Here is a 25,143-nt window from a genome sequence, read left to right on the forward strand (position 1 = left end):
CCGTCAGGACTTCCTGCGGCCGCGTTTCCTGATCGGCTTCGGGGGACGCGTGCCGGGCGTCTTGCGCCCCTTCCCGACCCGTTTCCCCGACGGTTTTCCGCGCGTCGGCAGCGACGAGGCGCTGGCGCCGTCCGGCAGTTCGAAGACAAGGCCGCCGGTGATCGGGTTCGCCTCTGCAATCCGAAGATCGAGACGCTGGCCGATGCTGTAGACCGTTCCCGAGCGTTCACCCTCGATCGTTCGCGAGACCTCGTCGAACCGGAAATAGTCCTGCCCCAGCGCCCGCATCGGTAGCAGCCCGTCGCCGCCAACCCCGTCGACCGTCGCGAAGATCCCGTGCTTCGTGACGCCGGTGATGCGGGCGGTTACCGTCTCGCCCGCCCGCTCCGAGAGATAGGCAGCGACATAGCGATCCGTCGTGTCGCGCTCCGCCTCCATCGCGCGCCGCTCCGTCTGCGAAATATGTTCGGTGATCTGCGGCAGCTCGGCCTCCTCCGCATCCGTCAGGCCGCCCGGACCGAGATCATAAGCCCGCACCAGCGCCCGGTGCACCAAGAGATCGGAATAACGACGGATGGGCGAGGTAAAATGCGCATAGCTGGCCAGGGACAGGCCAAAATGCCCCATATTGTCCGGCGTATAATAGGCCTGCGTCTGCGTCCGCAGAACCTCCGTGGAGACCTGCTCACGCAGGATCGGATCGGTCAGCGCGTCCAACATGCGGTTGAAGAGCGAAGGCTGGATCACCTGTCCCTTGGCGAAGGGCACGCCGAGCGTTTTCAGATAGTCGCGCAGCGAATCGATCTTCTCACGCCCCGGCGTCTCATGCGCCCGGTAGACGACCGGCGAGCGCTTCTTCTCCAGCGCCTTCGCGGCCGCGACATTGGCCGCGATCATGTAATCCTCGACCAGCCGGTGTGCGTCGAGGCGTTCGCGGATGCCGATCGACACCACCTTCCCCCTGGCATCCAGTTCGACGCGGCGTTCGGGGATGTCGAGTTCCAGCGGCTCTCGGCGCTGGCGCGCGGCAAAGAGCGCACGCCATGCCTCCCACAGGGGTTCCAGCCCCTCATAATCCGCGGCCTCTTCATAGGCGATGTTCGCCTTACAGCGGATCAGCGCACGGGCGAAGCGCCAGTTCGACAGGGTGCCGTCCTGTGCGATGTTGAGATGGCAGACCAGCGCGGCGCGGTCTTGCTGCTCGACGAGCGAACAGGCCCCGGCCGACAGGACCTCCGGCAGCATCGGAACGACGCGGTCCGGGAAATAGGCGCTGTTCCCGCGCTTCCGCGCTTCCTTGTCGATGGGCGATCCGGTGCGAACATAGAAGCTGACATCGGCGATCGCGACAACGGCGTTCCACCCACCGTTGCCGTCCGCCTCGGCCCAAAGCGCATCGTCATGATCGCGCGCATCTTCGGGATCGATGGTGACGAACGGCAGATGACGCAGATCCTCCCGCTTTTCGCCCAATGGCTGTTCCGCCGCCTTCTCCGCTGCCGCCAGAACGCCGTCCGAAAAGATATGCGGCAGTCCCTTGGCATGAATGGCGATCAGCGAAATTGAACGCGGCTCGAACGGATCGCCCAGCCGCTGCGTCACGCGCGCGCGCCGCCCCTCGGCCTGCGCCAGGACGAGGTCGCCGGGCCGCGCATCGCCGATTTCATCGACAGCGAAGGTCTTGCGCATGCGCTTGTCGACCGGCTGCAGGAAATGACCGCGCTCGTCGGCCCGCAGGATGCCCAGCACCTCCTCTGAGGCGCGGCCGATCCGCTTCATCAGATGACCGCGATAGCCCCGCCCCGTATCCTCGATACGGGCGAGGATGCGATCCCCCTCACCCAGCGCACGGCCGCCCTTTTTCTCTCGCACCAGCACGCGCGGGGGCGGCTCTGGATGATCCCACTGAACGGGAACGGCGAACGGGCGGCCATCGTCGACATGGGTGACCTGCAAGACGGTGACCTTCGGCAGGCCGCCCCCCTCATGCACGCTCTTGCCGCGTCCGATCTCAAGCACGCCTTCCTCAGCAAGGGTGTTCAGGAATTCGCGCAGTTCGCGGCGCTGGTCACCGCGTATACCGAATGCCTTTGCGATCTCCCGCTTTCCGACAGGCCCGCTGCTCTCCCTGACGAATTCCAGAATCTCGGCGCGTGATGGAAGCTGGTTCATAAGTGTTGCCTACAACGGCTGATATCGGCCGCAAGGTCCGTTCCCATTGACAGGATGACCGGGCGGCGCCATATGCCGCCTCGCATCAGTGCTGCACCGCAGCGCATGGGCGGAGCGGCGTGAAGCGCCGGGGGCGAGACAGCCCATGCCGGATAGGCTCCCCCCTTTAGAGTTGCAGCCTCCCAGAACGTCCCAATTCACGCGGGCCGTCCCCGCAAGACGGACGCGCGGATGATTCCGTGCGGCTTCGTGCGTTCACGCGCGCTGCCCATCAAAGCCGGGCGGCGCCGACCCGAAAGTATTAGAATGACAAAATTTAACGACTTCAACCTGTCGCCGAAGATCGCCGAAGCGGTCGCAAGCGAAGGATATGAGACGCCGACGCCGATTCAGGCGCAGGCGATCCCCATCGGTCTGTCCGGCCGCGACCTTCTTGGCATCGCGCAGACCGGCACGGGCAAGACGGCGGCATTTGCGCTGCCCATTCTCAACCGGCTTGCCGAGGAACCCTACAAGCTGACGCCGAAGGCGCCGCGCGTCCTCGTCCTGGCCCCCACCCGCGAACTCGCCACGCAGATCGCGGAGAGCTTTCGCACCTATGGCCGCAAGCTGCGCCTGAATATCGAGACAGTGTTCGGCGGCGTGAAGGACGGGCCGCAGAAGCGCCGCCTTGCCGCGGGCGTCGATATTCTCGTCGCGACGCCGGGCCGCCTGCTCGACCTGATCGACCAGCGCGCGCTCAGCCTGCACGAGGTGCAGGTCCTGGTGCTGGACGAGGCGGACCAGATGCTCGACCTCGGCTTCATCCATGCGCTGCGGAAAATCGTTCCCATGGTGCCGAAGACGCGCCAGACGCTGTTCTTTTCCGCCACCATGCCGAAGCAGATCAGCGAACTTGCCGGCAAGTATCTGACGAACCCGGCCAAGGTCGAGGTGCAGCCGGAATCGACGACCGCCGAGCGCGTCGAGCAGCGTTGCACCTTCGTCAATGCGAAGGAAAAGCAGGCGCTTCTGACCCTGACGCTGGAGCGGACGGAGTTCGACCGCGTCCTTGTCTTCACGCGCACCAAGCATGGCGCTGACCGGGTCGTCCGCAATCTGGAGGGTGCCGACATCCGCTCCGCCGCGATCCACGGCAACAAGAGCCAGGCACAGCGCACACGCGCGCTCGATGCGTTTCGCGAGGGCAAGGTCCGGGTTCTGGTCGCAACCGATATCGCCGCGCGCGGGATCGACATTTCCGGCGTCAGCCACGTGATCAACTTCGAAATTCCGGAAGTGCCGGAGCAGTATGTGCACCGGATCGGCCGTACCGCCCGCGCCGGCGCGGACGGCGAGGCGATCAGCTTCGTCGCGCCGGACGAAAAATCCGACTGGAAGGCCATCGAGAAGGTCACGCGCCAGCGTATCGAGGTCGCGCCCCTGCCGGAGAATTTCCGCGCCGAGGTCGAGCGTGTCGGGCAGATCAAGCTGCCGCCGCGCGGCACGAGCGGCGAGGAACGCCGCAACGATGGCGGCAATCGTCGCAGCCGCGGCGGCGCCAATGGCGGCGGCGGTCGCGGCCGCAAACCGCGCTTCTCCGCCGAACGGGAAGATCGCGGCCCGCGCGGCAATCCGGCCAGACAGGGCCGCGCGGCACATGGCGGTCGCGGCGATGACGCACGAGGCGACGCACGGGCGGACCGTGGTCCGCGCGGGGACGGGCAGCGTCGAGACGGGCAGCCCAGAGACGCTCAGCCCAGAGACGGACAGCGCAGAGACGGGCAGCGCAGAGACGGGCAGCGCAGAGACGGACAGCGCAGAGATGGGCCACGCGGTGAAGGGCAACGTGCCGGTGGTCCGCGCGATGGCGCCCACCGCAACGCCGGCCACCGCGACGGCGGACCGCGCGAGAACCGCCGCGATGGCCACCGGGATCCCGGCCGTGATGCCCCCCGCGGCGACCGGCCGCAGCGCAGCGGTGGCAAGGGCGGCCCTGGCGGTTCCGGCAACAAGCGGCATGCCGGCGGTCCTCATCGCGGGGGCAAGCCCGGCGGTACGCCGGCCCGCCAGCGTTCGGGCGGTGATCGCGGCCCGCGCTGATCTGCGCACGCGCCGCCGCCCAGGTGGCGGCGCGCATGTCATGCCGATTTGTGACCGCTCTGCCGGTGCCGGGAATATTCCGGGCGCCGGCAGAGTGCGTTATGGGCTAGGCGAATGAACGAACTGTTTTTCTGGTATGCGGCCATCGGCACGGCCGTCTTTGCCGTGTCCGGCGCCTTGCTGGCGCTGCGAAAGGGCATGGATATCGTCGGCGTGTCGTTCATCGCCGCCGTCACCGGCGTTGGCGGCGGCACGGTTCGCGACATCCTGCTGGGCGACACGCCCGTGCGCTGGGTCACGCGGCCCGCCGATATCGCCATCTGCATCGCCTGCGCGGTTCTGGTCAGCGCATTCAACAAGAGGCTGCTCGGCCGGCGCATGGACTGGCTTCTCTATGCCGACGCCGCCGGCCTTGCGCTTTTCGCGGTGCTGGGCGCCGCCAAGGCGGAAAGTTACGGCGCGCACGCTTTGACGGCAATTCTGTTCGGCGCCATGTCGGCGACGTTCGGCGGCATCATTCGCGATATCGTCTGCGGCGAACGGCCCATATTGTTCGCAAAGGAACTCTACATCACGCCGGCCCTTGTCGGCGGCGCCGTCTATATCCTTCTGCCGGAGGCGCTGGGTTTCGATATTCGTGCGATCACCGGTCTGTTCTGCGCTCTCTTCTTGCGGCTTCTCGCCATCCGGTTGCAATGGAGCCTGCCCTTCCCCCGTTACCGCGCGCCGCTCGACGAATAGCGGCGGCCATTGCGCGCCGCGCGTGCATCTCTAAATAGCGTCGAACGCGGCGACCACGTTCCCGCACCCGGCCGCCGGCCGGGCCTTCAAGACCGGGACGGCCCGGCACCCCTTTGATGCGCGGTGGAAGGTTTATGTCCTGGATTTATCTGTGTCTCGCTGGCCTGCTGGAGGTCTGCTGGGCCCTTGCCATGAAGGCCTCTGACGGCTTCTCGCGGCCCGTGCCGACGCTGCTGATGGCCGCGACAATGGCCGCCAGCTTTTGGCTGCTTGCGCTGGCCATGCGCACCTTGCCGCTTAGTACGGCCTATGCCGTATGGACCGGCATCGGCGCAGTGGGCAGTTTTCTGGTGGGCATCATCATACTTGGCGAGCCGGCAGGCGCACTGAAGATGACCGCTGCCGCCCTGATCGCCGGCGGCATCGTCCTGATGAAGGTCGCGGGCTGACGGGCGCATTGCCGTTCGACAGCCCCTGCGGATAGCATCGGCCCATGACGATTCGACTGGAAGACTACGAAACCGGTGCCCCGCCGCCGAAGGGACACAAGAAACGGCTGAAGGCGCTGCAAAAGCGCCTTTTCCATCTGCAGGTCGCCCATATCGTGCACCGGCGACGCGCCATCATCATGTTCGAAGGGTGGGACGCCAGCGGCAAGGGTGGAACGATTCGCCGGCTGACGCGCAAGTGGGATCCGCGCTATTTCGAGGTGTACCCCATCGCCGCGCCGACGGAGGCCGAGAAGGCGCGGCACTTCCTGTGGCGCTTCTGGCAGCGCCTGCCCGCTTGGCGGAACCTGTCCGTGTTCGACCGTAGCTGGTACGGGCGGGTGCTGGTCGAGCGTGTGGAGGGCTATGCATCGCCGGCCGAGTGGCCGCGCGCCTATGACGAGATCAACGCATTCGAGGCGGAACAGATCGCGGCGAACACGCCGGTCATAAAGCTGTTCATGCACATCGATCAGGACGAGCAGGATCGCCGTCTCGCCAGCCGCCTCGACAATCCGTGGAAGCGCTGGAAGACGGGTCCGGATGATTATCGCAACCGCGCGCAGCGGCCGGCCTATCTAGAGGCGATATCGGAAATGCTCGAGCGTACGGACACGGCAACCGCGCCGTGGAAGATCCTCGATGCGAACGACAAACGGAGCGCGCGGCTGGAGGCGCTCTCCTATATCGCCGACCGTCTGGAGGCGAACTGCCCCGCGAGCCCGCCACCTCTCGATCCGTCCGTCGCCGCCTTGGCAGAGACGGCGTTCGGCTATTCCTCGGACGAGGGATAGGAAGCGACGATCATTCTGACGTTGATCGATTCGGGTCGCGAACCGCTTGACGTCAGCCGGCTGTCTTCGCCGCAGCCTTTTTCTTGGGAGCAGTCTTTTTCGCGGCAGCTCCCTTGGCCACGGTTTTCTTGGCAGCCGTCTTCTTGGTGGCTGCCTTCTTCTTTGCCGGCGCCTTGCGCTTTTTCTTTGCCGGGGCCTTTGCGGCGCGTTCGTCGATCAACGTCGCCGCCTGCTCCAGCGTCAGCGCGTCCTGATCCATATCCTTCTTCAGGCTGGCATTGGTCGTCCCGTCGGTGACGTAGGGGCCGTAGCGCCCCTCCATCAGGCGGATCTCTTCGCCCGATACCGGATGCGCGCCCATGATCTTCAGCGGCTCCGCCTTCTTGCGTCCGCCCTTTTCCGCGGCCTCCGCCAGCTTCACGACTGCGGCGTTCATGCCGGTTTCGAACACCTCTGCCGTGGAGGTCAGGCGCGCATATTTTCCGTCGTGCCGCAGATAGGGACCGTAGCGCCCGATCGACGCCTCGATATCCTTGCCGGTTTCCGGGTGCTGACCGATAATGCGGGGCAGCGAAAGCAGCTTGACGGCCATGGCGAGGTCCACGTCCGCGACATCGATATCGCGGGGAATGGACGCACGCGGCGGCTTCTTGTCCTCCTCGCCATGCTGGACGAACAGGCCGAACCGGCCGGAGCGGAGCGAGACGGGTTCGCCGTCCTCCGGATGCGCGCCGAGCGTCTTCGGCAGTTCGCCGGCAACCTCGTCGCCCTCCCCGCCTTCCTTGCCATAGGGCCGGGTATATTTGCAGTCGGGATAGTTGGAGCAGGCGATGAACGGCCCGAATTTGCCGCCGCGCAGCGCCAGTCGCCCGTTCTCGCAGGACGGGCAGGCGCGCGGGTCGCTGCCGTCCTCCTTCTCCGGAAACAGAAACGGCTCCAGAAATTCATCGAGCGCCTCCGTCACCTCCGACGGCTTCAGCTCCATGATCTCCTGCGTCTTGGGAAAAAAGTCCTGCCAGAAGGCGCGCAGCACCGCCTTATACTCGGCATCGCCAGCCGAAATCTCGTCCAGCTGCCCCTCCAGCCCGGCGGTGAAGTCATATTCGACGTATCGCTCGAAGAACCGCTCCAGAAACGCCGTCAGCAGCCGGCCCTTTTCCTCGGGTTTGAAGCGCTTCTGTTCCAGGACGACATAGTCGCGGTCCTTCAGAACCTGCAGGATGGAGGCGTAGGTCGACGGCCGGCCGATACCGAGTTCCTCGAGCTGCTTGACGAGGCTCGCCTCCGAATAGCGGGGCGGCGGCTGCGTGAAGTGCTGGTCGGCGCTGGCATCCTTGATCGCCGGGGACGACCCCTTGTCGATCTTCGGCAGCGAACGGTCGTCCTCGTCCTCCTCGCCGCTATCGTCGCGCGTTTCCTGATAGAGCGCCAGAAAGCCGGGAAAGACGGTCACCTGGCCCGATGCGCGCAGCTCCGCCCGGCCGTGCTTGTCCTGCAACAGCACCGTCGTACGGTCGAGCTTGGCGCTGGCCATCTGGCTGGCAAGCGTACGCTTCCAGACGAGATCGTACAGGCGCCGCTGCGCGTCCGGCAGGCTGGCGACCTGCTCAGGCCCTTTTGTGAGGTTCACGGGACGGATAGCCTCGTGCGCCTCCTGCGCATTCTTCGCCTTCGACTTGTAGACGCGCGGGCTGGCCGGAACGTGCCGCTCGGAATAGCGATCCTTGATGACGGCGCGCGCCTCGGCGATCGCCTCGCCCGCCATCTCCACACCGTCGGTACGCATGTAGGTGATGTAGCCCGCCTCGTAGAGCGCCTGCGCGGTCCGCATCGTATCCGAGGCGGATATGCCGAGCTTGCGGCTTGCCTCCTGCTGCAGCGTCGAGGTGGTGAAGGGCGGATAGGGGTTGCGGGTGACGGGTTTCGTCTCGACGGCGGCAACCTGATATTCGCCGGCCAGGACATCGGCCTTCGCCTCAGCCGCCAGCGCCGCCTTGGACAGAGTGAACTTGTCGAGCTGCTTGCCCTGCCAGCGGACGAGGCGCGCTTCGAAACCCTGCCCCTTCTCCGTTTCGAACTGGCCCTTCACGGTCCAGTATTCCTGCGCCCGGAAGGCCTCGATCTCGCGCTCGCGCTCGGTGATCAGGCGCAGCGCGACGGACTGCACGCGGCCGGCGGACTTGGCACCCGGCAGCTTGCGCCACAGTACGGGGGACAGGGTAAAGCCGACCAGATAGTCGAGCGCGCGGCGCGCCAGATATGCCTCCACCAGCGGACCGTCGAGGTCACGCGGCGCCGCCATGGCCGCCGAAACGGCGTTCTTGGTGATCTGGTTGAAGGTGACGCGCTGCACCCGCTCCGGCAGCGCCTTCTTCGATTTCAGATGCTCGTAAAGGTGCCAGGAAATCGCCTCCCCCTCCCGGTCGGGGTCGGTGGCGAGGATGAGTGTGCCGGCCTTCTTCGCCTTCTCGGCGATCTCCTTCAGCTGCTTGGAGCGGTCCGACTGGACCTGCCACTTCATGGCGAAATCGGCATCGGGATCGACCGACCCGTCCTTTGGCGGCAGGTCGCGTACATGGCCATAGGAGGCCAGCACCTCGTAATCGGAGCCGAGATATTTGTTGATCGTTTTCGCCTTGGCGGGCGACTCCACGATGACGAGATTGCTGGCGATGATCGGCTCCCTTCTCAAGCCGCGGGATATAGAGTGCCGCAAGCCGGTAGCAAGAGGCGCGGCCCGGCCACGCCCTCGGCAGCGCCGCCTTGCAGCTTTGCGCATCCTCGGCGCGAAGCGCGCGATTGCAGGGCGCGCACGCTGACCGTAGAAGCGGGCGCATGGGGACCGACTTTCTTTCCTTGCCGTGGTTCTGGCTGATCGCCGGCTATATCCTCGGCTCGATTCCGTTCGGCCTGATCGTCACCGCCCTCGTCGGAAAGGGCGACGTGCGAAAGGTGGGTTCTGGCAATATCGGCACCACCAACGTGCTTCGCGCCGGGGGCAAGGGCGCAGCCGCGGCGACATTGATCCTCGATGCCGGCAAGGGTGCACTCGCCGTCTGGCTGGGCGGACGCTACGCCATGGGCGGCGATATTCTGGGCGGCATCGGCGCCTTCGTCGGGCACTGTTTTCCGATCTTCCTGATGTTTCGCGGCGGCAAGGGCGTCGCGACCTATCTGGGCATCGCACTGGCGCTGCAGCCCCTTGCCGGCCTCGCCTTCGCGGTCGTCTGGCTCCTGACGGCCGCGCTGTTCCGCTATTCCTCGCTCGCAGGTCTGGCCGCCAGCATCGCTGCCCCGCTCGTCCCCCTGGCAATGGGCCGCTGGGACGCCGCGCTGCTGCTTGCCGGCATGGCCGCGATGGTGATCGCCAAGCATGAGGACAATATCGGCCGCCTGATGCGCGGCGAGGAATCGCGCCTCGGGCGCAAGCCCGCCGATTCGCCCGCACATCGGAGCGGTGACGATGATGAGGATGAATGGGATCGGCCCGGAGCGGACGGCGATGATCTGAGGCCTGCCGAACGCGCCGGCGATTACGGCGGACCGCGCCTGCGTGGCTAGGGGCGGGGCGCGAGAGCGGCTCGATCGTCTCCAGCTGGCGCGTACGCCGCGTGTCGGACCCTTCACCTACCGGCAATTGATCGCCCGCTTCGGCAGCGCCGGCGCGGCCATAGAGGCTCTGCCCATGCTGGCCCGGCGCGGCGGTGGCCAGCCCAAGACCCCGCCCCCGCGAAGCGCCATCGAGGACGAGTGGCACCGGACGGCGGACCTCGGCGCGGATTTTGTTTTTCTGGGCGACGACGACTATCCGCCGCTGCTGGCGGAGATCGAAAGCGCACCGCCGGCGCTGGCGTTTCGCGGCGACCTCAGCCTGTCGCGGCGGCGCACCGTTGCCATCGTCGGCGCGCGAAATTCCAGCGCGGCCGCGATTCGGTTCACCAGAGAAATAGCGTCCTCTCTGGGACATGCCGGGTTCGTCGTGGTGTCTGGCCTGGCAAGGGGCATCGATGCGGCCGCCCATCTCAGCGCCCTGCAGACGGGCACGATCGGCGTCATTGCAGGCGGGATCGACGTGCAATGGCCGCCCGAGAACCGCGCCCTTCACGACGACCTCTACGCGCGCGGACTGGTGCTGGCGGAACAGCCGCTCGGCATGGAGCCGCGTGCGGCGCATTTCCCGCGCCGGAACCGGATCATCAGCGGCTTGTCGCTCGGCACGCTGGTGATGGAGGCGGCGCCGCGCTCGGGCAGCCTGATCACCGCGCGCATGGCGAACGAGCAGGGCCGCGAGGTCATGGCCGTGCCGGGATTCCCGCTCGACCCGCGCGCAAGGGGATGCAACAGCCTGATCCGTGAGGGGGCGACCCTGGTGCAAAGTGCGGACGATGTCGCGGAGACACTGTCGCCGCTTCTCGCCCCGCTGCATATGTCTGCGCCAGCCAGTGACTATACCGCTCCTGCAACGGGCGATCCTGACGATAGGGAACGCGGCGCGGTTGGCAGTTTGATTTCGATGACGCCTGTGCCCGTGGACGAACTCGTCCGCCTCAGCGGACTGCCAGCCGCGACCGTAGCAGCGGTTCTTCTGGAACTGGAACTCGCGGGCCGGCTCGAGCGTCATGCGGGCGGGCGTGTCAGCGGCCCGGGTGCATAGCATCGCCGCTACCTGCGCCTGTGACCTGACAACCCCGGCTGCGGCATTCGCCAACGCCCCTCCCTTCCGAAGAAGGTCCCGCCTTGTACGTCAAACGTAACCTCACGCCAGGCTTCGTACTGCGCTACACCTGGCCATCCATTCTATGGACCACAGCCTATACCAGCGCCGTCTTCATCGCGTTCTTCGCCTTCGACGTGAAATGGATCGACATTCCGTTCGATCTGGTCAGCGCGGTGGGAATCGCGGTCGCCTTTCTGATCGGCTTCAAGAACAACCAAGCGTATGACCGGTTCTGGGAAGGCCGAAAGATCTGGGGGCAGATCGTCAACTATTCGCGCGTCTGGGCGGCGCAGAGCATCAGCCTGGTCAAGGCGCCGGCAGGCAATGACATCAACGTGCCGGACGTGCAGCGGACCCTGGTGCACCGGCACCTCGCGTGGATCAACGCGCTGCGGATCCAGCTTCGCCAGCCCAACGCCTTTGCGGTGCGCGAGAATATTCTCGTGGAGCGTCTGGTCGCGAAACACGATCCAGGCGAGAGCGTCCTTGGCACGATCGCCCCGTTCGTGTCCGACGAGGAGCGAGAGGCGCTACGCGGGCGCAAGAATATCGCCACGCATCTCGTCAAGCGTCAGGCGCAGGACCTCGCCGATCTGCGGCGGGCGGGCGCAATCGACGGATTCGACCAACTCATGATGATGGAAACGCTGGAGAAGGCATATGATCTGCAGGGCATGTGCGAGCGCATCAAGAACACGCCCTTCCCGCGCCAGTTCGCCTTCTTCTCGCACATGTTCACGGTCCTGTTCTGCCTGCTTCTGCCGCTTGGTTTTGTCGACGTGTTCGAGCGGGAAATCGCCACCGGCGCGGCGTCCGAGCTCAGCCCCTGGATACAATATGCGAAAATCCCCCTGGCCGTACTGACGTCGTGGATCTTCCTGACCTAGGAGACCGTCGGCAACAGCTCGGAGGATCCATTCGAGGGGCGGCCGCACGACGTATCGATGACGGCGCTGTGCCGCACGATCGAGATCGACCTGCGCGACATGCTGGACGAGCGCTCCCTGCCCGGTCCAATAGCGCCGAAGGACCACGTTCTTTATTAGCAACCCCACCGGCGGGGGGCGTCATCCAGCACGGCGGTAGCGGGTCAAACTGATATAGTCCTTTCGCGGCCCACGGACCGTCCAGGCTTCCCGCCATTCGCCGTCGCCGAACAGAAACCGTCCACGATAAAGGTCGTTGCCGCAAAGGTGGCGGACATGCTGACGCGCCCGCTCGTCTATACCGACAAATGCGCGGTCGTCGGGAAAGCGGACCTGAACGCCGCCGCCTGCGGGATGCAATATATAGGTTCGGTTCGCATCGAAGGTGCCATGCGAATGGTAGACCGTACACCGCTCCTCGAACGCGGTGCGCGTCACCTCCGCCGTTCCGTCGAACACCGTCTCATCCCCCGTAAGCCGGTCAAAAACGCGGCGCCGGAGATGCCAAAGACCCAAGAAGGAAATCACGCCGCGTTGTCGCCGGACGCAAGCTGCGATGCAAGGGACGGCGCGGCATAGTGCAAAGCCCCACCGAATGGCGGCCGGCCGGGTTTTATGAGATGGTCGCTCGATGGATGCGACATACGACCGTATCGGCGGCGATTATGCAGCGACTCGCCGCCCTGACCCGCGTATCGCGGCAGCGGTCGAGCGCGCGCTTGGGAATGCGGACATCGTCCTGAATGTCGGGGCGGGAACGGGCGCCTACGAGCCGGAAGACCGCCGTACAGTCGCGGTCGAACCCTCGATCACGATGATCCGCCAGAGACGCAGCCGAGGGTCCGCGCTCGCCGTGCAGGGGCGGGCAGAGGCGCTACCCTTTGCCGACCGGCGATTCGATGCCGCAATGGCACTGCTGACGATCCATCATTGGACCGACCCGGTCAGGGGCCTGCAAGACATGCGGCGCGTGACGCGCGGCCGTATCGTGCTTCTGACCTTCGACCCGGCAAGTCGCGGCACATGGCTGACGGACTATCTGCCCGGCCTGATCGCACTCGACGCGGCGCAGCTGCCGGCGATGTCGTTTTATGGAGAGTATCTGGGGAAGGTCGATATCCTGCCCGTGCCGATACCGGATGATTGCACGGACGGTTTCCTTTACGCCTTCTGGCGGCGGCCCTCCGCCTATCTGGATCCGGCCAGGCGCGCCGGCAGTTCGTCCTTCTGGGCCTTGCCAAACGTGGACGCGGCCATGTGGAGGCTGGAGGACGATCTGAAAAGCGGCGTATGGACACGGCGCTACGGCCATTTGCTGAAGGAAGAGGTTTTCGATGCCGGATACCGATTGGTCGTGACTGCCCGATGAGCGCGCCGCTCGATCCCGATCTCCTGATCCGCGCCTATGCCGCCGGCGTCTTCCCCATGGCGGACGATGCGGATGCCGAGGATGTATTCTGGGTAGAACCGCGCCGGCGCGGCGTGCTGCCGCTCGATCATTTTCACCTGTCCCGCAGCCTTGCCAAGACGTTGAAGCAGGAGCGATTCGAGCACCGTGTCGACACGGCTTTCGACACCGTCGTCAGCGCCTGCGCCGACCGCGACGGAACGTGGATCAACGGACAGATCCGCACGGGCTACAGCAAGCTGCACGAACGCGGCCTTGCGCACTCCGTCGAATGCTGGGCGAATAACGAACTTGTGGGCGGCCTCTATGGCGTACGGCTTGCCGGGGCATTCTTCGGCGAAAGCATGTTCACGCGCCGGACGGACGCGTCAAAGGCGGCGTTTGCCCATCTGGTGGCGCGGCTGCGCGTCGGTCAGTTCACCCTTCTCGACACCCAATTCCTGACCGATCACCTCGCCTCGCTGGGTGCGGTGGACGTTTCGAAAGCGCGCTACCGAACGCTGCTGGATGCCGCACTGAACATCGATGCCGATTTCAATCAGTTGACCGAAACGGTATCCGGGCCCGTCTCCGGAAAGGACATCGTGCAGCTTTTAACCCAAACGTCATAGGCCGGATTGTCGAAACTGTTCAGTGATGGGCTTTCCTTGAACAGCCAACCCGAGAAGATTCGGCGCGGCTGATCCTGCCCATTGCTCTTCGCATCGATCTGTAGAAACGCGCCGGTCAGCGGTCGCGGTTCCCAAGGGGGCGTCGTTTCGCAGGCCTGCATGCGGATGCTGAGCGCGCGGAACTGGATACGGTCTCCGGGCCGGACTTCATATTCGGCGGTCTTCTGGCTGACCTTGTCCAGAACGGCGACAACGGCCACGCGCTCGGCCATCGGCGTCGGCTCGGGCTGCGCCTCCTCCGCCTGTTGCTGCGCGGCCGCAGGCAGTTCGCCGGCCGCCAGAACGGCAAGGCAAACGGCGAGACGAAGGACCGCGGGCATGCTCCTCAGCGCGCCTCGTCCGACATACCGAGTTCATCCGCCTGTTCGTCAAGCGTTCCGAACCCGGCCGGATCCTCTTCGAGACCCCCGCTGCCCATGCCGCCGCCCATACCGCCTTCCATGCCGTCGCCGCCGGACGAATCGCCGCCACCCTCACCGCCGGTATTGTTGATATACTGGCCGACCATCGACATCAGGTCCACGGACCCCTGCGTGTCCATGATCTGGTCGCCATCGCGCAGCGTTTCCGGAGCGCCACCGGGGCTGAGGGCGATATAGGTGCCGCCGAGAATACCCTCCGACGTGATCGAGGCGCTGCTGTCGAGCGGCAGCTTGTAGCGTTCGCTGATCGCAAGACCCAGCTTCGCGCGGAATGGAAACTCGTCCTCCAGCGAGTGGCTGACGACCGAGCCGACCGTCACACCCGAAACCCGCACATCGGTGCCGACATTCACGCCGGCAGCATTCTGAAACAGAGCGGACACCGTGTAATGTTCGCCAAGATCGGATGCGCTCGTCCGCTGATAAAAGAACAGCACGGCGACGACCGCGACCACCAGCACCACAAAGCCGATGACCGCCTCGACCAGGTTCTGCCGGAACATCTGGTTCACGCAGGATCCTCCTCGGGGGACCAGGATTCGTAATCGCCTAGAGTTTTGGGACGGGACTTGCCGGTCGGCAGCGCGCCGGGGCGCAGATAGGCCTGGTCGGAGCCGGTCAAATTCGCGCGATGTTCGCGAATCCAGGGCTTCGCCAGATCCTCCTCGCCCTGCGGCACGTGGTCATGCGTGAAATGCAGCCAGCCGTGCCAGCGCGGCGGCACGCGGCTCGCCTCGTTGTCGCCGTTGTAGATGACCCAGCGCCGCTCTCGCTGGCGACCCGCTTCCTTGCGGTAGTAGACATTGCCCTGCGCATCGCGGCCGACTTCCTCGCCGTTCCGGCTGGACCAGAGACGCGTGCCGATCGTGGGACCGTCCCACCAGGTGAAGATCGATTTCAGAAGGCCCATAGGCCACCTTTCGAAAAACGGGTTAGTTTGGGTGTAGAACCGAATTGGGGCGCCTTAAAGGCGTCCGCGGCGGGCATGGCAAGAGCGCTTCGTCATTGGCGAGAGTTCCCGCCGGCCTCAACCGCCGTTCGCATCGAGGTCGTAGATGACCTTGTCCCCTGGCGCCGCACCGATCCGCGCGGCTTCTCCGGCATTCAGCTCCAGCACGGCGGCAACCGGCCCCTGCGAACGATAAGGCTGGGTGGACATCGGCACGGTGTCGGCCGCGATGCTTTCGATCCGCCCGTCCTGCGTCAGGAAGATCATGTCGAGCGGCAAATAGGTATTCTGCATCCAGAAGGAGGCCTGACGGGGCGGCGAAAACGGGAAGATCATCCCGCGGTCCTGCGCCATGGTCTGCCGGTACATCAGCCCCTGTGCCTGCTCCTGCGGCGTGCGCGCCACCTCGACGCGATATTCGTGCCGTCCGCTGTCCGAAACGATCGCCAGTGGAACCAGCCCCGCCTCCGCGGTCTTCTCCGCCACCTCCGACGTGTCGGACATTGGCGTGCAGGCGGACAGGGCTGCAAGCGCGGCCAAGAACAGGGGCAGATGCGCCTGGCGAAACATCGTCATCATTATCAGGAATCCATTCCTCCGACCACGCGAAGCGGCGTTCCACCGCCGGCCTCGACAGGCGTGCTGATTTCCACCGCAAGCGGACCGCGCTCTCCGTCGGCGATCCGGGCCAGCAGCGCCTGCCCCGGTTCAAGCTCGTTCAGGCCCGCCCGGCGCACCGTCTCCATGTGCAGGAAGATATCCGCGCTGTCCTGCCCGCGCGTCAGAAAACCATAGCCCTTCAGCCGGTTGAACCATTTCACTTCGCAAGGTTCGGGCGCGCCTGCATCTTCCAGCGCCAGGCGCCGGCGCTGCCGCGGAGCGTCGGGATCGGGTCCGGTCGCCGTGTCAAGGTCGATGTCGAAGACCTCCACAGCCTGCCGGCCCCGCGGACGTTCAACCACTTCGCAGGACACGGTAGCCCCCTCAGGAAGAGCGCGGCGACCATGCGGTTTCAAGACGGAGAAGTGGATGAGGACGTCCCCGTCATCGACGTCGGGGACCATGAAACCGTAACCGCGAACACCGTCGAACCATTTCATGCGGCCGGTCATGCGCACGCCGACTTCCCGCTCCCCGGCCGTGACGGCACCGGGCGCGGACGAGTCGTCGCTTGAAAAGCCGTTCGAATCGTTCAAACTGCGTCCCCCTGACACCCCTCTTATACGGGCCGTGGTTACCGCGCATAGCATAACGGCCCGTTCTCTTGAAATCTTACCGAATTTCGCAGCCGACGCCAGATAGGACCCGTAATGAAACTTTCCGGTGAAACGATCATAGAGGCCGCGCGCGCCGACGTCTGGGCCGCGCTGATGGATCCCGATGTGCTCGCACGAGCGATCGACGGCGTCGAAACCCTGAAGCGCGTGCCGGAGGACGAGGGAGAGGCCGCCCGTTTCGAGGGCGCCATGAACGCGAAGGTCGGCCCGGTGCGTGCCCGGTTCACCGGTCAGGTTGCGATCACGGAGGCGGACCCGCCCCAACGCTATGTCATTCGCGGCGAGGGCAAGGGCGGCGTTGCTGGCTTCGCCAAGGGCTCGGCCGCCGTGGAACTGGAGGAGACGGAACCCGGCGGACCGACCAGACTCTCCTATGCGGCCGATTCGCAGGTGGGCGGCAAGCTGGCACAGCTCGGCGCGCGGCTGGTGGAGGGCGCGGCCAAGGGTTACGCAGAACGCTTCTTCCAGAATTTCAAGACCATCGTAGAGAACGGCGCCGGCAGCAGCACCGGCGCCGTTCCCATGGCTGCGGAAGCGGCACGTCCGGTCGAGTCCGCGCCGGCGCAGACGTCTGCTCGGCCGGAGGTGGTTCAAGCGACCGGGCCGTCAGGACCAGCCGCTACGCCCACGCCCGGCGCAGCGCAGGCGGCGCACGAGCCGACGATCGGCGCTGTCGACGAGCATGAACCGTTCCGTTCGAAGACGTCCGGCCTGGGACCGGTTGGATGGGGGCTGATCGTCGTGGCCTTCGTTGCCGCCATCATCATCGCACAGCTCGTTTGACCGGAGGATAGGCTGCGCATGAGCGCGGACGACAAACGGCTTTTCGAAACGGCGCTGCGCTGGAACCGCGAAGGCGCTCGCGTGGCCATCGCCACGGTTGCGAAGACGTGGGGATCGGCGCCCCGCCGGCAGGGTGCGCACTTGATCGTGAGAGAGGATGGCCTTTTCGAGGGCTCCGTGAGCGGCGGCTGCGTCGAGGGGGATGTTATTACCGAGGCCGCCGAGGTCATCGCTGGCGCGGCGCCCAAATGGCTGCACTACGGCGTTGCCGATGCCGCCGCATGGGAAGTGGGGCTGGCCTGCGGAGGGGAGATCGAGGTCCTGCTGCAACCCCTGGCGCCCGGCGGGTTCGCCCCGGATCTTGCACGGCGCGTTCTCGATACCCAGCAAAGGGGACGCGAACTCACGCTGTTCACGGACGCAAGCGGCGTCACCCATGACCGAGACAGCGGCGACGCGCGGCTGAAACGGCTCTACTCGCCGCCGCTCGAACTGTTGCTGACGGGCGCCGTCCACATCAGCCAGGCCTTGGCGCCCATGGCGCGGATGCTGGGCTTTGCGGTGAAGATCGTCGATCCGCGCGGCAGCTTCGCCAGCGCGGAGCGTTTCGCGGGCTTTGCCGTCGATGGACGCTGGCCGGACGAGGCGTTCGCCGACTGGAAGCCCGGTCCCGCCAGTGCCGTCGCCGTCCTGACGCACGATCCGAAGCTGGACGATCCGGCGCTGATCGCGGCGCTGCGCTCCGACGCCTTCTACATCGCCGCTTTGGGATCGCGCCGCACTCATGCCGCACGGCTCGAACGGCTTGCTGAAGCTGGTTTCGAAGAGACCCAACTGGCACGCATCCACGGCCCGGCGGGGCTGCCCATCGGAGCGGCGAACCCGCCGGAAATTGCCTTGTCCGTCGCCGCGCAGATGATCGCCGCCTGGCGGGGGCGCTGACCATCGAATTCGGTCGCCTGCCCCTTGAGGCCTGCGAAGGGGCCATCCTTGCGCATTCTGTCGCGGTGCAGGGTGCGCGCCTGGCAAAGGGAACGCGCCTGACGCGGGACGACCTGCGCGCCGCCCGCGCCGCGGGCCATGAAGAGCTGATGGTGGCAGGGCCGGACGCGGACGATATTCTGGAAGACGATGCCGCGCTCCGCCTGGGCCGCGCGGCGGCGGGTGAAGGCCTGATCGCGCAGCCGCCGGTGCACGGGCGTGTCGATCTGCACGCCGGATCGGCAGGGCTGCTTCGGTACGAACCGGCGCGCGTCGATGCCGTCAATGCGCATGACGAGGCGATCGGCCTGGCCGCGCTGCCGCCGCTCGCGCCGCTACGCGCCGGCGACATCGCCGCGACGCTGAAGATCGTCACCTTCGCCCTTCCCTCACGCGCTCTGAAGGCGGCCGAGCGCGATGCCGCCGCTCACCCGCTGACGCTGGCGCCCTTTCGGCCCCTAGCTGTGCATCTGATCCAGACCGAAGCAGGGGCCGCCAGCGCGAAGATGATGGCGAAGACGTCGCGCGTCACCCGCGCGCGGGTCGAAGCGCTCGGCGGCGTCCTGACGGAAAGCCGGACGGCACATGATGTGGATGCGTTGGCCGCCAGCATTGCGGGCACCCGCGCCGACCTTCTGCTGGTCGCGGGCGCCTCCGCGACAGCGGATCGCCGCGATACCGTCCCTGCGGCCATCTCTTTCGCCGGCGGTGAGACGTTGCGGCTCGGCATGCCGGTCGATCCGGGCAATCTGCTGCTTCTCGGCCGGCGAGGGAACATGCCCATTATCGGAATGCCCGGCTGTGCGCGCAGTCCGAAGCGGAACGGCTTCGACTTCGTGCTGGAACGGCTTTTCGCCGGCATCGGAGTGGAGAGCTCCGACCTCGCCCGCATGGGACCGGGCGGTTATTTGCACGAGGCCGATCGCCCCGACCGCGCCGCAGCCCGGCCGGAGGTGAACATCGTCGGCGCGATCGTGCTCGCGGCGGGCCGGTCGAGCCGCATGGGCGCCAATAAACTCTGCGCCGATTTCGGCGACGGCACGGTCCTCGGCGCCAGCGTTGCGGCAGCGCGCGGGGCCGGTCTGCCCGTCCTGGTCGTGACCGGGCATCAGGCCGGCGAGGTCCGCGCAGCGCTGCCCGCCGATGCCGCGACCGTCCATGCGTCAGGCTATGCCGGCGGCCTCTCCGCGTCCCTTGCCGCCGGTCTTGGGGCCGCGCCGGCGGACTGGGATGCAGCGCTTGTCCTTCTCGGCGATATGCCCCTTGTGGAGCCGGACCTGCTTGCCCGAATGGCGGGCACGGCGGTCCATGCGGACGACATCGTCGTTCCCGTGCATCACGGGCGGCGCGGCAATCCGGTGCTGTGGGGCCGCCAGCATTTCGCGGCGCTGCAGCGCCTGGAGGGCGATGTCGGCGGAAAGGCCGTAATGGCCGCGCATGAGGAGCAACTGATCGAGGTGGAGGCGCCCACGGACGCGATCTTCATGGATGTCGATACGCCCCAGGCTTTGGCCCGCGCACGGGAAAGGCTGCGTCTTCGCTGACGCGCCTATTCCATTTGGGCTTCCGCGAAGGCCTCCGCCGTTTCCGCGTCGAAAAGTTTCTTGACCAGATCGTAACCGTGCCCGGCGCGCAGGCAGGCCGCGAACTGCTTGCGCCGTGCATCGCGGTCGGCAGGCTCGGCCGCAAACGGTCCGATACGCTTTCGCCGGGCAAAGGCCGTCAGGGCAGCATGCGCCTCCACATCCCCGACAATGTCCTGCCTCAGATCGGCGTCGACCCCCGCCTGCCCCAGAGCCAGGCCGACACGCGCCGGTCCGTAACCGCGCGCCGCGAGCGACCGCGCACGCGCCTCCCCGAACAGGCGGTCGTTCACATAGCCGAGTTCCGCGAAGCGGTCTGCCAGCGCCTCTGTGGGAGGCGCGCCCTCGCCCGCCCATCCGCGTTCGCGCAGCTTTCGCTCCAAAAACCGGATCAGCTTCGCGCGGGTCGTGGCGTAGCGCTCCACATAGCGCAGCGCGGCCGCGCGCAGCGTTTCCGCATCGTAGGGCGGGCGCGGTTTGCGCGGCCACGGCCGGCGGCGGCCGGCGGGCGAGGATGACGCTGATGTGTCCGTCACATGAACGAGGCTGCCACACTCAGGCCCAATTCGGAAAGCAGAAAGGGCGTTCGCGCCGAGTGCGCTTTGCTTTGGCGCGCGGCAATATTTGTGTAACAGGCCAACAAACCCAAGGACCGTCCGGTGAGGATTGAAAGTGCAGACCCCAATCTTTTCGCAGGATCTCGCGTGAGCGGCGCCCACAGCAGCGACAGCGAGATGATGCGCGCGGACACGGATCGCAGTGCGGTGCCGGCCCTAACCCGCACCGAAGGCGGCGTGCCGCGTCGTTTCGCCGATTTCGATACGCTCGGCGAGGCGCTCGATTATGCGGCGACCTCCGCATGCGGCCTGAACTTCTTCGATGCGCGCGCGCAGAATCCGCGTGTCCTCAGCTATGCGGAGCTGGCGTCGGACGCGCGGGAGGGCGCGCAGCGTCTGATCGCCAAGGGCGTCCAGCCAGGCGACCGGATCGCGCTGATCGCGGAAACCAGCCCCGAATTCGTCAGCGCGTTCTTCGCGGCGGTCTATGCCGGCGCGCTGCCCGTACCGCTGCCGCTGCCGACCAGCTTCGGCGGGCGTGAAGGCTATGTCGAGCAAATCCGCAATCAGCTGACCTCCTGCGATCCGTCTATGGCGCTGGCGCCGTCGGCGCTGACGGAGTTCGTGTCGGAGGCGGCGGCGCCGCTTGGTGGCATCGAAACGCTGGGCTGGGATGCATTTGCGGCCCTGCCGACCGGCGAGGCGTCGATGCCGAAGGCGAAGCCGGACGACATCGCCTATCTGCAATATTCCAGCGGCTCCACGCGCTTTCCGCACGGCGTCGAGGTCACGCACAGCGCCCTCCTGGCCAACTTGAACGGCCATGCCGTGGGCGTGGGCCTGCAGCCGCGTGACCGCGTTGTGTCCTGGCTGCCCTTCTATCATGACATGGGCCTTGTCGGCTGCCTGCTGTCGCCGGTCGCCAACCAGACCAGCGCCGATTATCTGGCGACCGAGGATTTTGCTCGCCGGCCGCTCAGCTGGCTGACGCTGATTAGCCGCCACCAGGGCACGGCCCTCTCCTATTCCCCGACATTCGGCTATGAGATCTGTGCACGCCGCATTTCCAGCCAGTCCGGCGTCGCCGACAAATTCGACCTGTCGCGCTGGCGCATCGCCGGAAACGGCGCCGACATGATCCGCCCCTCCGTGATGGAGAATTTCGCGCGCACCTTCGCCCCCGCCGGTTTCGATGCGAAGGCGTTCCTGCCCAGCTATGGCCTGGCGGAGGCGACGCTTGCCGTCACGATGACGCGTCCGGGAACCGGCATCGAAACCGACCTGGTCGACGAGCGCAGACTGGCCGGAGAGACGCCGGGCGACGTGCACTCCGGCGAACCGCGGACGCGCCGCATCGTCAATTGCGGCTATCCGCTTCCCGGCATGCGGATCGAGGTGCGCGGCGCGGACGACCGGGTGAAGCCGGAGGGCGAGATCGGCCGCGTCATCATCGCCGGCCCCAGCATCATGCTCGGCTATTTCCGTGACGAGGAGGCGACGCAGGCATGTCTCGACGGCGAATGGCTCGATACCGGCGACATGGGCTATATGAAGGACGGCGCCATCTACATCGTGGGCCGCGCCAAGGACATGATCATCATCAACGGCAAGAACCACTGGCCGCAGGATATCGAATGGGCGATCGAGCAGCTGCCCGGATTCAAGGCCGGTGACATCGCCGCGTTCGCCATCACCACGCCGCAGGGCGAGGAAAGCCCGGCCGTGCTGGTTCAATGCCGGACCAGCGACCCGGACGATCGCGCGAAGGTGCGGGAGGCCATCAAGGCCAAGGTGAAGGCGATGACGGGGATGAGCTGCATCGTCGAACTCGTCCCGCCGCGCACCCTGCCGCGCACCAGTTCCGGCAAGCTGAGCCGTTCGAAGGCGCGCTCTCTCTACCTCAGTGGAGAGATCCAGCCGCTGGCCGTCGCCGCCTGAGGGCGGGGTCGTGGCTGTCCTCGCGATAACGGGTGGTACCGGCTTCGTCGGCGGCCACCTTCTCGATCTCGCGATCCGCAAGGGGCACAAGGTTCGGGCGCTGACCCGGCGCGTGCAGCCGCACCGCGCCGGGCTGACCTGGATTCGCGGGGATCTTTCCGACGATGCGGCGCTTTCCGAGCTCTGCTGCGGCGCGGACGCCGTCATCCACGTCGCCGGCGTCGTGAACGCAAAGGACGAACGCGGCTTTCACGCCGGCAACGTCGCCGGCACCGCTGCCATGTTGAGCGCGGCGGCAGGGTGCAACCTCAGACGCTTCGTCCACGTCTCTTCCCTCTCCGCGCGCGAACCGGACCTGTCGCTGTACGGTGCCAGCAAAGCGGAGGCGGAAGCGCTGGTGCGGCAGAGCGCGTTCGATTGGGTCATCGTGCAGCCGCCCGCCGTCTTCGGTCCCGGCGATACGGAGATGGTTGACCTCTATCGCCTCGCCGCACACGGCCTGGCGCTGCTGCCCGGCCGCGGCCGCTTTTCCATGATCTACGTCGCCGATCTCGCCGCCGCGCTTCTGGCCCTGGCGCTCAGCGACAAGGGATCTCGGCAGACGTTCGAGATTGCCGGCCCGCCCGCCGCGCTCAGCCATGGAGAGGTGGCGGAGATGATCGGTGCCGCGCTCGGCCGCCGCGTCCGCAAGCTGCGCCTGCCCACCTCCGCACTGAAACTGGGCGCCGGCATCGATACGCTGCGCAGCCGGATTTCTGGCCGCCTGCCGAAACTGAGCCGCGACCGCGCCCGCTATATCGCGCATCCGGACTGGATCGCGGACCCGGCGGCCCTTATGGCACTTGGCATCTGGACGCCGGAAACGCCCGTCGCCGACGGCATCCGCCGCACGGCCGACTGGTACCGCGCCGAAGGCGTGCTGTGACGCCGTGCCCGACAAACCTAGCGAGAGAGCCAATATGAGCCTGAGCAAAGACACGGTGCTGCCGCGCCTGATCGAGATCATCGAGCCCTTCAACAAGAAGGGCATTGCCCTTAGCGCGGACACGAGCTTCGCGCGCGATCTGGAACTCGACAGTCTGACGGTCATGGACCTCGTCGCGGAGATCGAGGACGAATATGACATCATCCTGCCGGTGAATATGCTTCCGGATCTGGAGACCATCGGCGACGTCGCCGGCGCGGTCGCCGAGATCAAGAACAAATAAGCCGAAAGCGACAGGCCCGTGCCCGATCTCTTCGACAAGTTCCAGCCGCTGATCGACCAGTATGAAGGTCTGATGGCCAGCGGCATGCGCGATCCCTTCCACCTGAAGATGGAAAAGATCCTGTCGCCCACGCGCGCTGTGGTGGACGGCCGGGAAATCATCCTGGTCGGCACCTATAATTACATGGGCATGACCTTCGACCCCGACGTCATCGCAGCGGGCCAGAAGGCGCTAGAGGAATTCGGCTCCGGCACGACAGGCAGCCGGGTCCTCAACGGAACCTATCAGGGCCATGCGGAGTGCGAGGCGGCGCTGCGCGATTTTTACGACATGGACCACGCCATGGTCTTCTCCACCGGCTACCAGGCCAATCTGGGGCTGATGTCGGCCATGGCGGGGCGCGGCGAGTATATCGTTCTCGACGCCGACAGCCATGCATCCATCTATGACGGCTGCGCCATGGGCAATGCCGACATCGTCCGCTTCAAGCACAACAGCGTCGAGGATCTGGCGAAGCGCCTGAAGCGCATTCCCGAGGACGCCGGCAAGCTGGTCGTGCTGGAGGGCGTCTACTCCATGGTGGGCGACATCGCGCCGCTGAAGGAAATGGTCGCAGTCGCCAAGGAGGCCGGCGCCATGGTCGTCGTCGACGAGGCGCACGCCATGGGCTTTTTCGGTGAGAACGGCCGCGGCGTGTTCGAGGCGGCGGGCGTCGAGGATCAGGTGGATTTCGTCGTCGGCACCTTCTCCAAATCCGTCGGTACGGTGGGCGGCTTCGTCGTGTCGAACCATCCGAAGTTCGACGTGCTGCGCTTCGTCTGCCGACCCTATGTCTACACGGCGAGCCTGCCGCCGGCCGTGGTGGCGTGCGCCGCGACGTCGATCCGCAAGCTGATGCATGCACACGACAAGCGCGCGCACCTGTGGGCCGCCAGCCGCAAAATGCACGCCGAATTGCGCGCCGCCGGCTTCACCCTGGGAACGGCGGAGGCGGAAAGCGCCATCATCGCCGTGAAGATGCCGGATCAGGAACGCTCCGCAAAGATGTGGGCGGCACTGATCGATGAGGGAGTCTACGTGAACATGGTGCCGCCGCAGGCGACGCCCGGCCTGCATCTTCTGCGCTGTTCGCTGTGCGCCGAGCATAGCGATGCGGAGGTCGACGAGATCATCGCGAGGTTCAAGCGGGCAGCAGCGGCGGCAGGTCTGCCTCTTTCCACCTAATACGTTTCATCTGTGCCGTTTCGGCACAGGTGGCGCAGGTGACAATCGCGCCACGAACAGGCGTTAACGATAGTTCCTACGCCAAACCGTCACGAGCGCGAATTGGCACATGCCTTGCTGACATGTCGCTGTCTTCCGGGTCACGGCCCCGACATCGGAGGGCACACCTGGTTCGCCCTTCCGCGCTTCGGCGCCAGGCGGACCGTAAAGAAGTACGGCGGG

24 protein-coding genes and 1 pseudogene are annotated in these 25,143 nt (G+C 66.2%); 16 read left to right on the plus strand and 9 right to left on the minus strand.

Annotated elements, in window-relative coordinates; genetic code table 11:
• Positions 1-3 precede the first annotated feature (3 nt).
• A complete protein-coding gene (gene rnr, locus C725_RS03505) occupies positions 4-2,172 on the minus strand; it encodes a ribonuclease R (RefSeq protein WP_008600196.1) in 2,169 nt (722 codons plus the stop codon).
• A 306-nt stretch (positions 2,173-2,478) separates the two neighbouring features.
• On the opposite strand from rnr, the pseudogene C725_RS16925 reads away from it, so the two are divergent.
• The 4 genes and pseudogenes from C725_RS16925 to C725_RS03525 form a co-directional block, all read left to right on the plus strand.
• Positions 2,479-3,819: pseudogene (locus C725_RS16925) on the plus strand (DEAD/DEAH box helicase); the annotation flags it as partial.
• Positions 3,820-4,368: 549 nt separating this feature from the next.
• Positions 4,369-4,995: a trimeric intracellular cation channel family protein gene (locus C725_RS03515; protein ID WP_008600198.1), complete on the plus strand. Its 627-nt coding sequence runs from the start codon at positions 4,369-4,371 to the stop codon at positions 4,993-4,995.
• Between the two features lie 134 nt (positions 4,996-5,129).
• The gene (locus C725_RS03520) at positions 5,130-5,444 is read left to right on the plus strand and encodes a DMT family transporter (protein WP_008600199.1); all 315 of its coding nucleotides are present in this window, start codon (positions 5,130-5,132) and stop codon (positions 5,442-5,444) included.
• A 44-nt stretch (positions 5,445-5,488) separates the two neighbouring features.
• Positions 5,489-6,277, plus strand: coding sequence for a polyphosphate kinase 2 family protein (locus C725_RS03525; RefSeq protein ID WP_008600200.1), 789 nt, complete (start codon positions 5,489-5,491; stop codon positions 6,275-6,277).
• Between the two features lie 52 nt (positions 6,278-6,329).
• Here the strand turns inward: C725_RS03525 and topA are convergent, their stop codons facing one another.
• Positions 6,330-8,969 carry a type I DNA topoisomerase gene (topA, locus tag C725_RS03530; protein WP_008600201.1) on the minus strand — a complete coding sequence of 880 codons (2,640 nt, stop codon included), beginning with the start codon at positions 8,967-8,969 and terminating at the stop codon, positions 6,330-6,332.
• 143 nt (positions 8,970-9,112) lie between these two features.
• Between topA and plsY the strand changes: the two genes are divergently transcribed.
• From plsY to C725_RS03545, 3 genes are all read left to right on the plus strand, one after another.
• Positions 9,113-9,838 (plus strand): glycerol-3-phosphate 1-O-acyltransferase PlsY, encoded by a 726-nt coding sequence (gene plsY, locus C725_RS03535; RefSeq protein WP_008600204.1) that lies wholly within the window; start codon positions 9,113-9,115, stop codon positions 9,836-9,838.
• Complete coding sequence (gene dprA / locus C725_RS03540) at positions 9,831-10,931, plus strand: DNA-processing protein DprA (protein WP_008600205.1); 1,101 nt, start codon at positions 9,831-9,833, stop codon at positions 10,929-10,931. The genes plsY and dprA overlap by 8 nt, the downstream gene beginning before the upstream one ends.
• An 83-nt stretch (positions 10,932-11,014) precedes the next feature.
• Entirely contained in the window at positions 11,015-11,881 is an 867-nt protein-coding gene (locus C725_RS03545; protein WP_008600207.1) for a bestrophin family protein, read from the plus strand.
• Between the two features lie 180 nt (positions 11,882-12,061).
• On the opposite strand, the gene C725_RS15195 is transcribed toward C725_RS03545, so the two are convergent.
• A complete protein-coding gene (locus C725_RS15195; protein ID WP_051051206.1) occupies positions 12,062-12,448 on the minus strand; it encodes a DUF6314 family protein in 387 nt (128 codons plus the stop codon).
• 103 nt (positions 12,449-12,551) lie between these two features.
• Between C725_RS15195 and C725_RS03555 the strand changes: the two genes are divergently transcribed.
• Positions 12,552-13,289, plus strand: coding sequence for a class I SAM-dependent methyltransferase (locus C725_RS03555; protein ID WP_008600209.1), 738 nt, complete (start codon positions 12,552-12,554; stop codon positions 13,287-13,289).
• Positions 13,286-13,939 carry a leucyl/phenylalanyl-tRNA--protein transferase gene (aat, locus tag C725_RS03560; protein ID WP_008600210.1) on the plus strand — a complete coding sequence of 218 codons (654 nt, stop codon included), beginning with the start codon at positions 13,286-13,288 and terminating at the stop codon, positions 13,937-13,939. Before C725_RS03555 ends, aat begins: the two co-directional genes overlap by 4 nt.
• Here the strand turns inward: aat and C725_RS03565 are convergent.
• From C725_RS03565 to C725_RS03585, 5 genes are all read right to left on the minus strand, one after another.
• The gene (locus C725_RS03565; RefSeq protein WP_051051207.1) at positions 13,867-14,319 is read right to left on the minus strand and encodes a DUF2155 domain-containing protein; all 453 of its coding nucleotides are present in this window, start codon (positions 14,317-14,319) and stop codon (positions 13,867-13,869) included. The genes aat and C725_RS03565 overlap by 73 nt on opposite strands.
• Positions 14,320-14,324: 5 nt before the next feature.
• Positions 14,325-14,924: an outer membrane lipid asymmetry maintenance protein MlaD gene (mlaD, locus tag C725_RS03570; RefSeq protein WP_078056142.1), complete on the minus strand. Its 600-nt coding sequence runs from the start codon at positions 14,922-14,924 to the stop codon at positions 14,325-14,327.
• Positions 14,925-14,929: 5 nt separating this feature from the next.
• Complete coding sequence (locus C725_RS03575) at positions 14,930-15,331, minus strand: NADH:ubiquinone oxidoreductase subunit NDUFA12 (RefSeq protein WP_008600212.1); 402 nt, start codon at positions 15,329-15,331, stop codon at positions 14,930-14,932.
• Positions 15,332-15,448: 117 nt separating this feature from the next.
• Positions 15,449-15,949, minus strand: a complete 501-nt coding sequence (locus C725_RS03580) for a DUF192 domain-containing protein (protein ID WP_008600213.1) — start codon at positions 15,947-15,949, stop codon at positions 15,449-15,451.
• 2 nt (positions 15,950-15,951) lie between these two features.
• The gene (locus C725_RS03585; RefSeq protein WP_008600214.1) at positions 15,952-16,566 is read right to left on the minus strand and encodes a cold-shock protein; all 615 of its coding nucleotides are present in this window, start codon (positions 16,564-16,566) and stop codon (positions 15,952-15,954) included.
• Between the two features lie 114 nt (positions 16,567-16,680).
• Between C725_RS03585 and C725_RS03590 the strand changes: the two genes are divergently transcribed.
• The 3 genes from C725_RS03590 (at position 16,681) to C725_RS03600 (ending at position 19,955) form a co-directional block, all read left to right on the plus strand.
• Positions 16,681-17,430, plus strand: a complete 750-nt coding sequence (locus C725_RS03590; protein WP_008600215.1) for an SRPBCC family protein — start codon at positions 16,681-16,683, stop codon at positions 17,428-17,430.
• Positions 17,431-17,448: 18 nt separating this feature from the next.
• A complete protein-coding gene (locus C725_RS03595) occupies positions 17,449-18,372 on the plus strand; it encodes an XdhC family protein (RefSeq protein ID WP_008600216.1) in 924 nt (307 codons plus the stop codon).
• A 65-nt stretch (positions 18,373-18,437) separates the two neighbouring features.
• Positions 18,438-19,955, plus strand: a complete 1,518-nt coding sequence (locus C725_RS03600; RefSeq protein WP_008600217.1) for an NTP transferase domain-containing protein — start codon at positions 18,438-18,440, stop codon at positions 19,953-19,955.
• A 5-nt stretch (positions 19,956-19,960) separates the two neighbouring features.
• Here C725_RS03600 and C725_RS03605 read toward each other — a convergent pair whose 3' ends face one another.
• Complete coding sequence (locus C725_RS03605) at positions 19,961-20,530, minus strand: regulatory protein RecX (RefSeq protein WP_008600218.1); 570 nt, start codon at positions 20,528-20,530, stop codon at positions 19,961-19,963.
• 201 nt (positions 20,531-20,731) lie between these two features.
• On the opposite strand from C725_RS03605, the gene C725_RS03610 reads away from it, so the two are divergent.
• From C725_RS03610 to spt, 4 genes are read left to right on the plus strand one after another with little or no spacing between them, the layout of a single operon-like run.
• Positions 20,732-22,489 carry a fatty acyl-AMP ligase gene (locus C725_RS03610; RefSeq protein ID WP_038281622.1) on the plus strand — a complete coding sequence of 586 codons (1,758 nt, stop codon included), beginning with the start codon at positions 20,732-20,734 and terminating at the stop codon, positions 22,487-22,489.
• Between the two features lie 10 nt (positions 22,490-22,499).
• Positions 22,500-23,414 carry an NAD-dependent epimerase/dehydratase family protein gene (locus tag C725_RS03615; protein ID WP_008600220.1) on the plus strand — a complete coding sequence of 305 codons (915 nt, stop codon included), beginning with the start codon at positions 22,500-22,502 and terminating at the stop codon, positions 23,412-23,414.
• A 34-nt stretch (positions 23,415-23,448) separates the two neighbouring features.
• Positions 23,449-23,697: an acyl carrier protein gene (locus tag C725_RS03620; protein ID WP_008600223.1), complete on the plus strand. Its 249-nt coding sequence runs from the start codon at positions 23,449-23,451 to the stop codon at positions 23,695-23,697.
• Positions 23,698-23,715: 18 nt separating this feature from the next.
• A complete protein-coding gene (spt, locus tag C725_RS03625) occupies positions 23,716-24,921 on the plus strand; it encodes a serine palmitoyltransferase (RefSeq protein WP_008600224.1) in 1,206 nt (401 codons plus the stop codon).
• The last annotated feature ends 222 nt before the right edge of the window (positions 24,922-25,143 follow it).

The sequence above is a fragment of the Pacificimonas flava genome, from assembly GCF_000342165.1.
Taxonomy (GTDB): domain Bacteria; phylum Pseudomonadota; class Alphaproteobacteria; order Sphingomonadales; family Sphingomonadaceae; genus Pacificimonas; species Pacificimonas flava.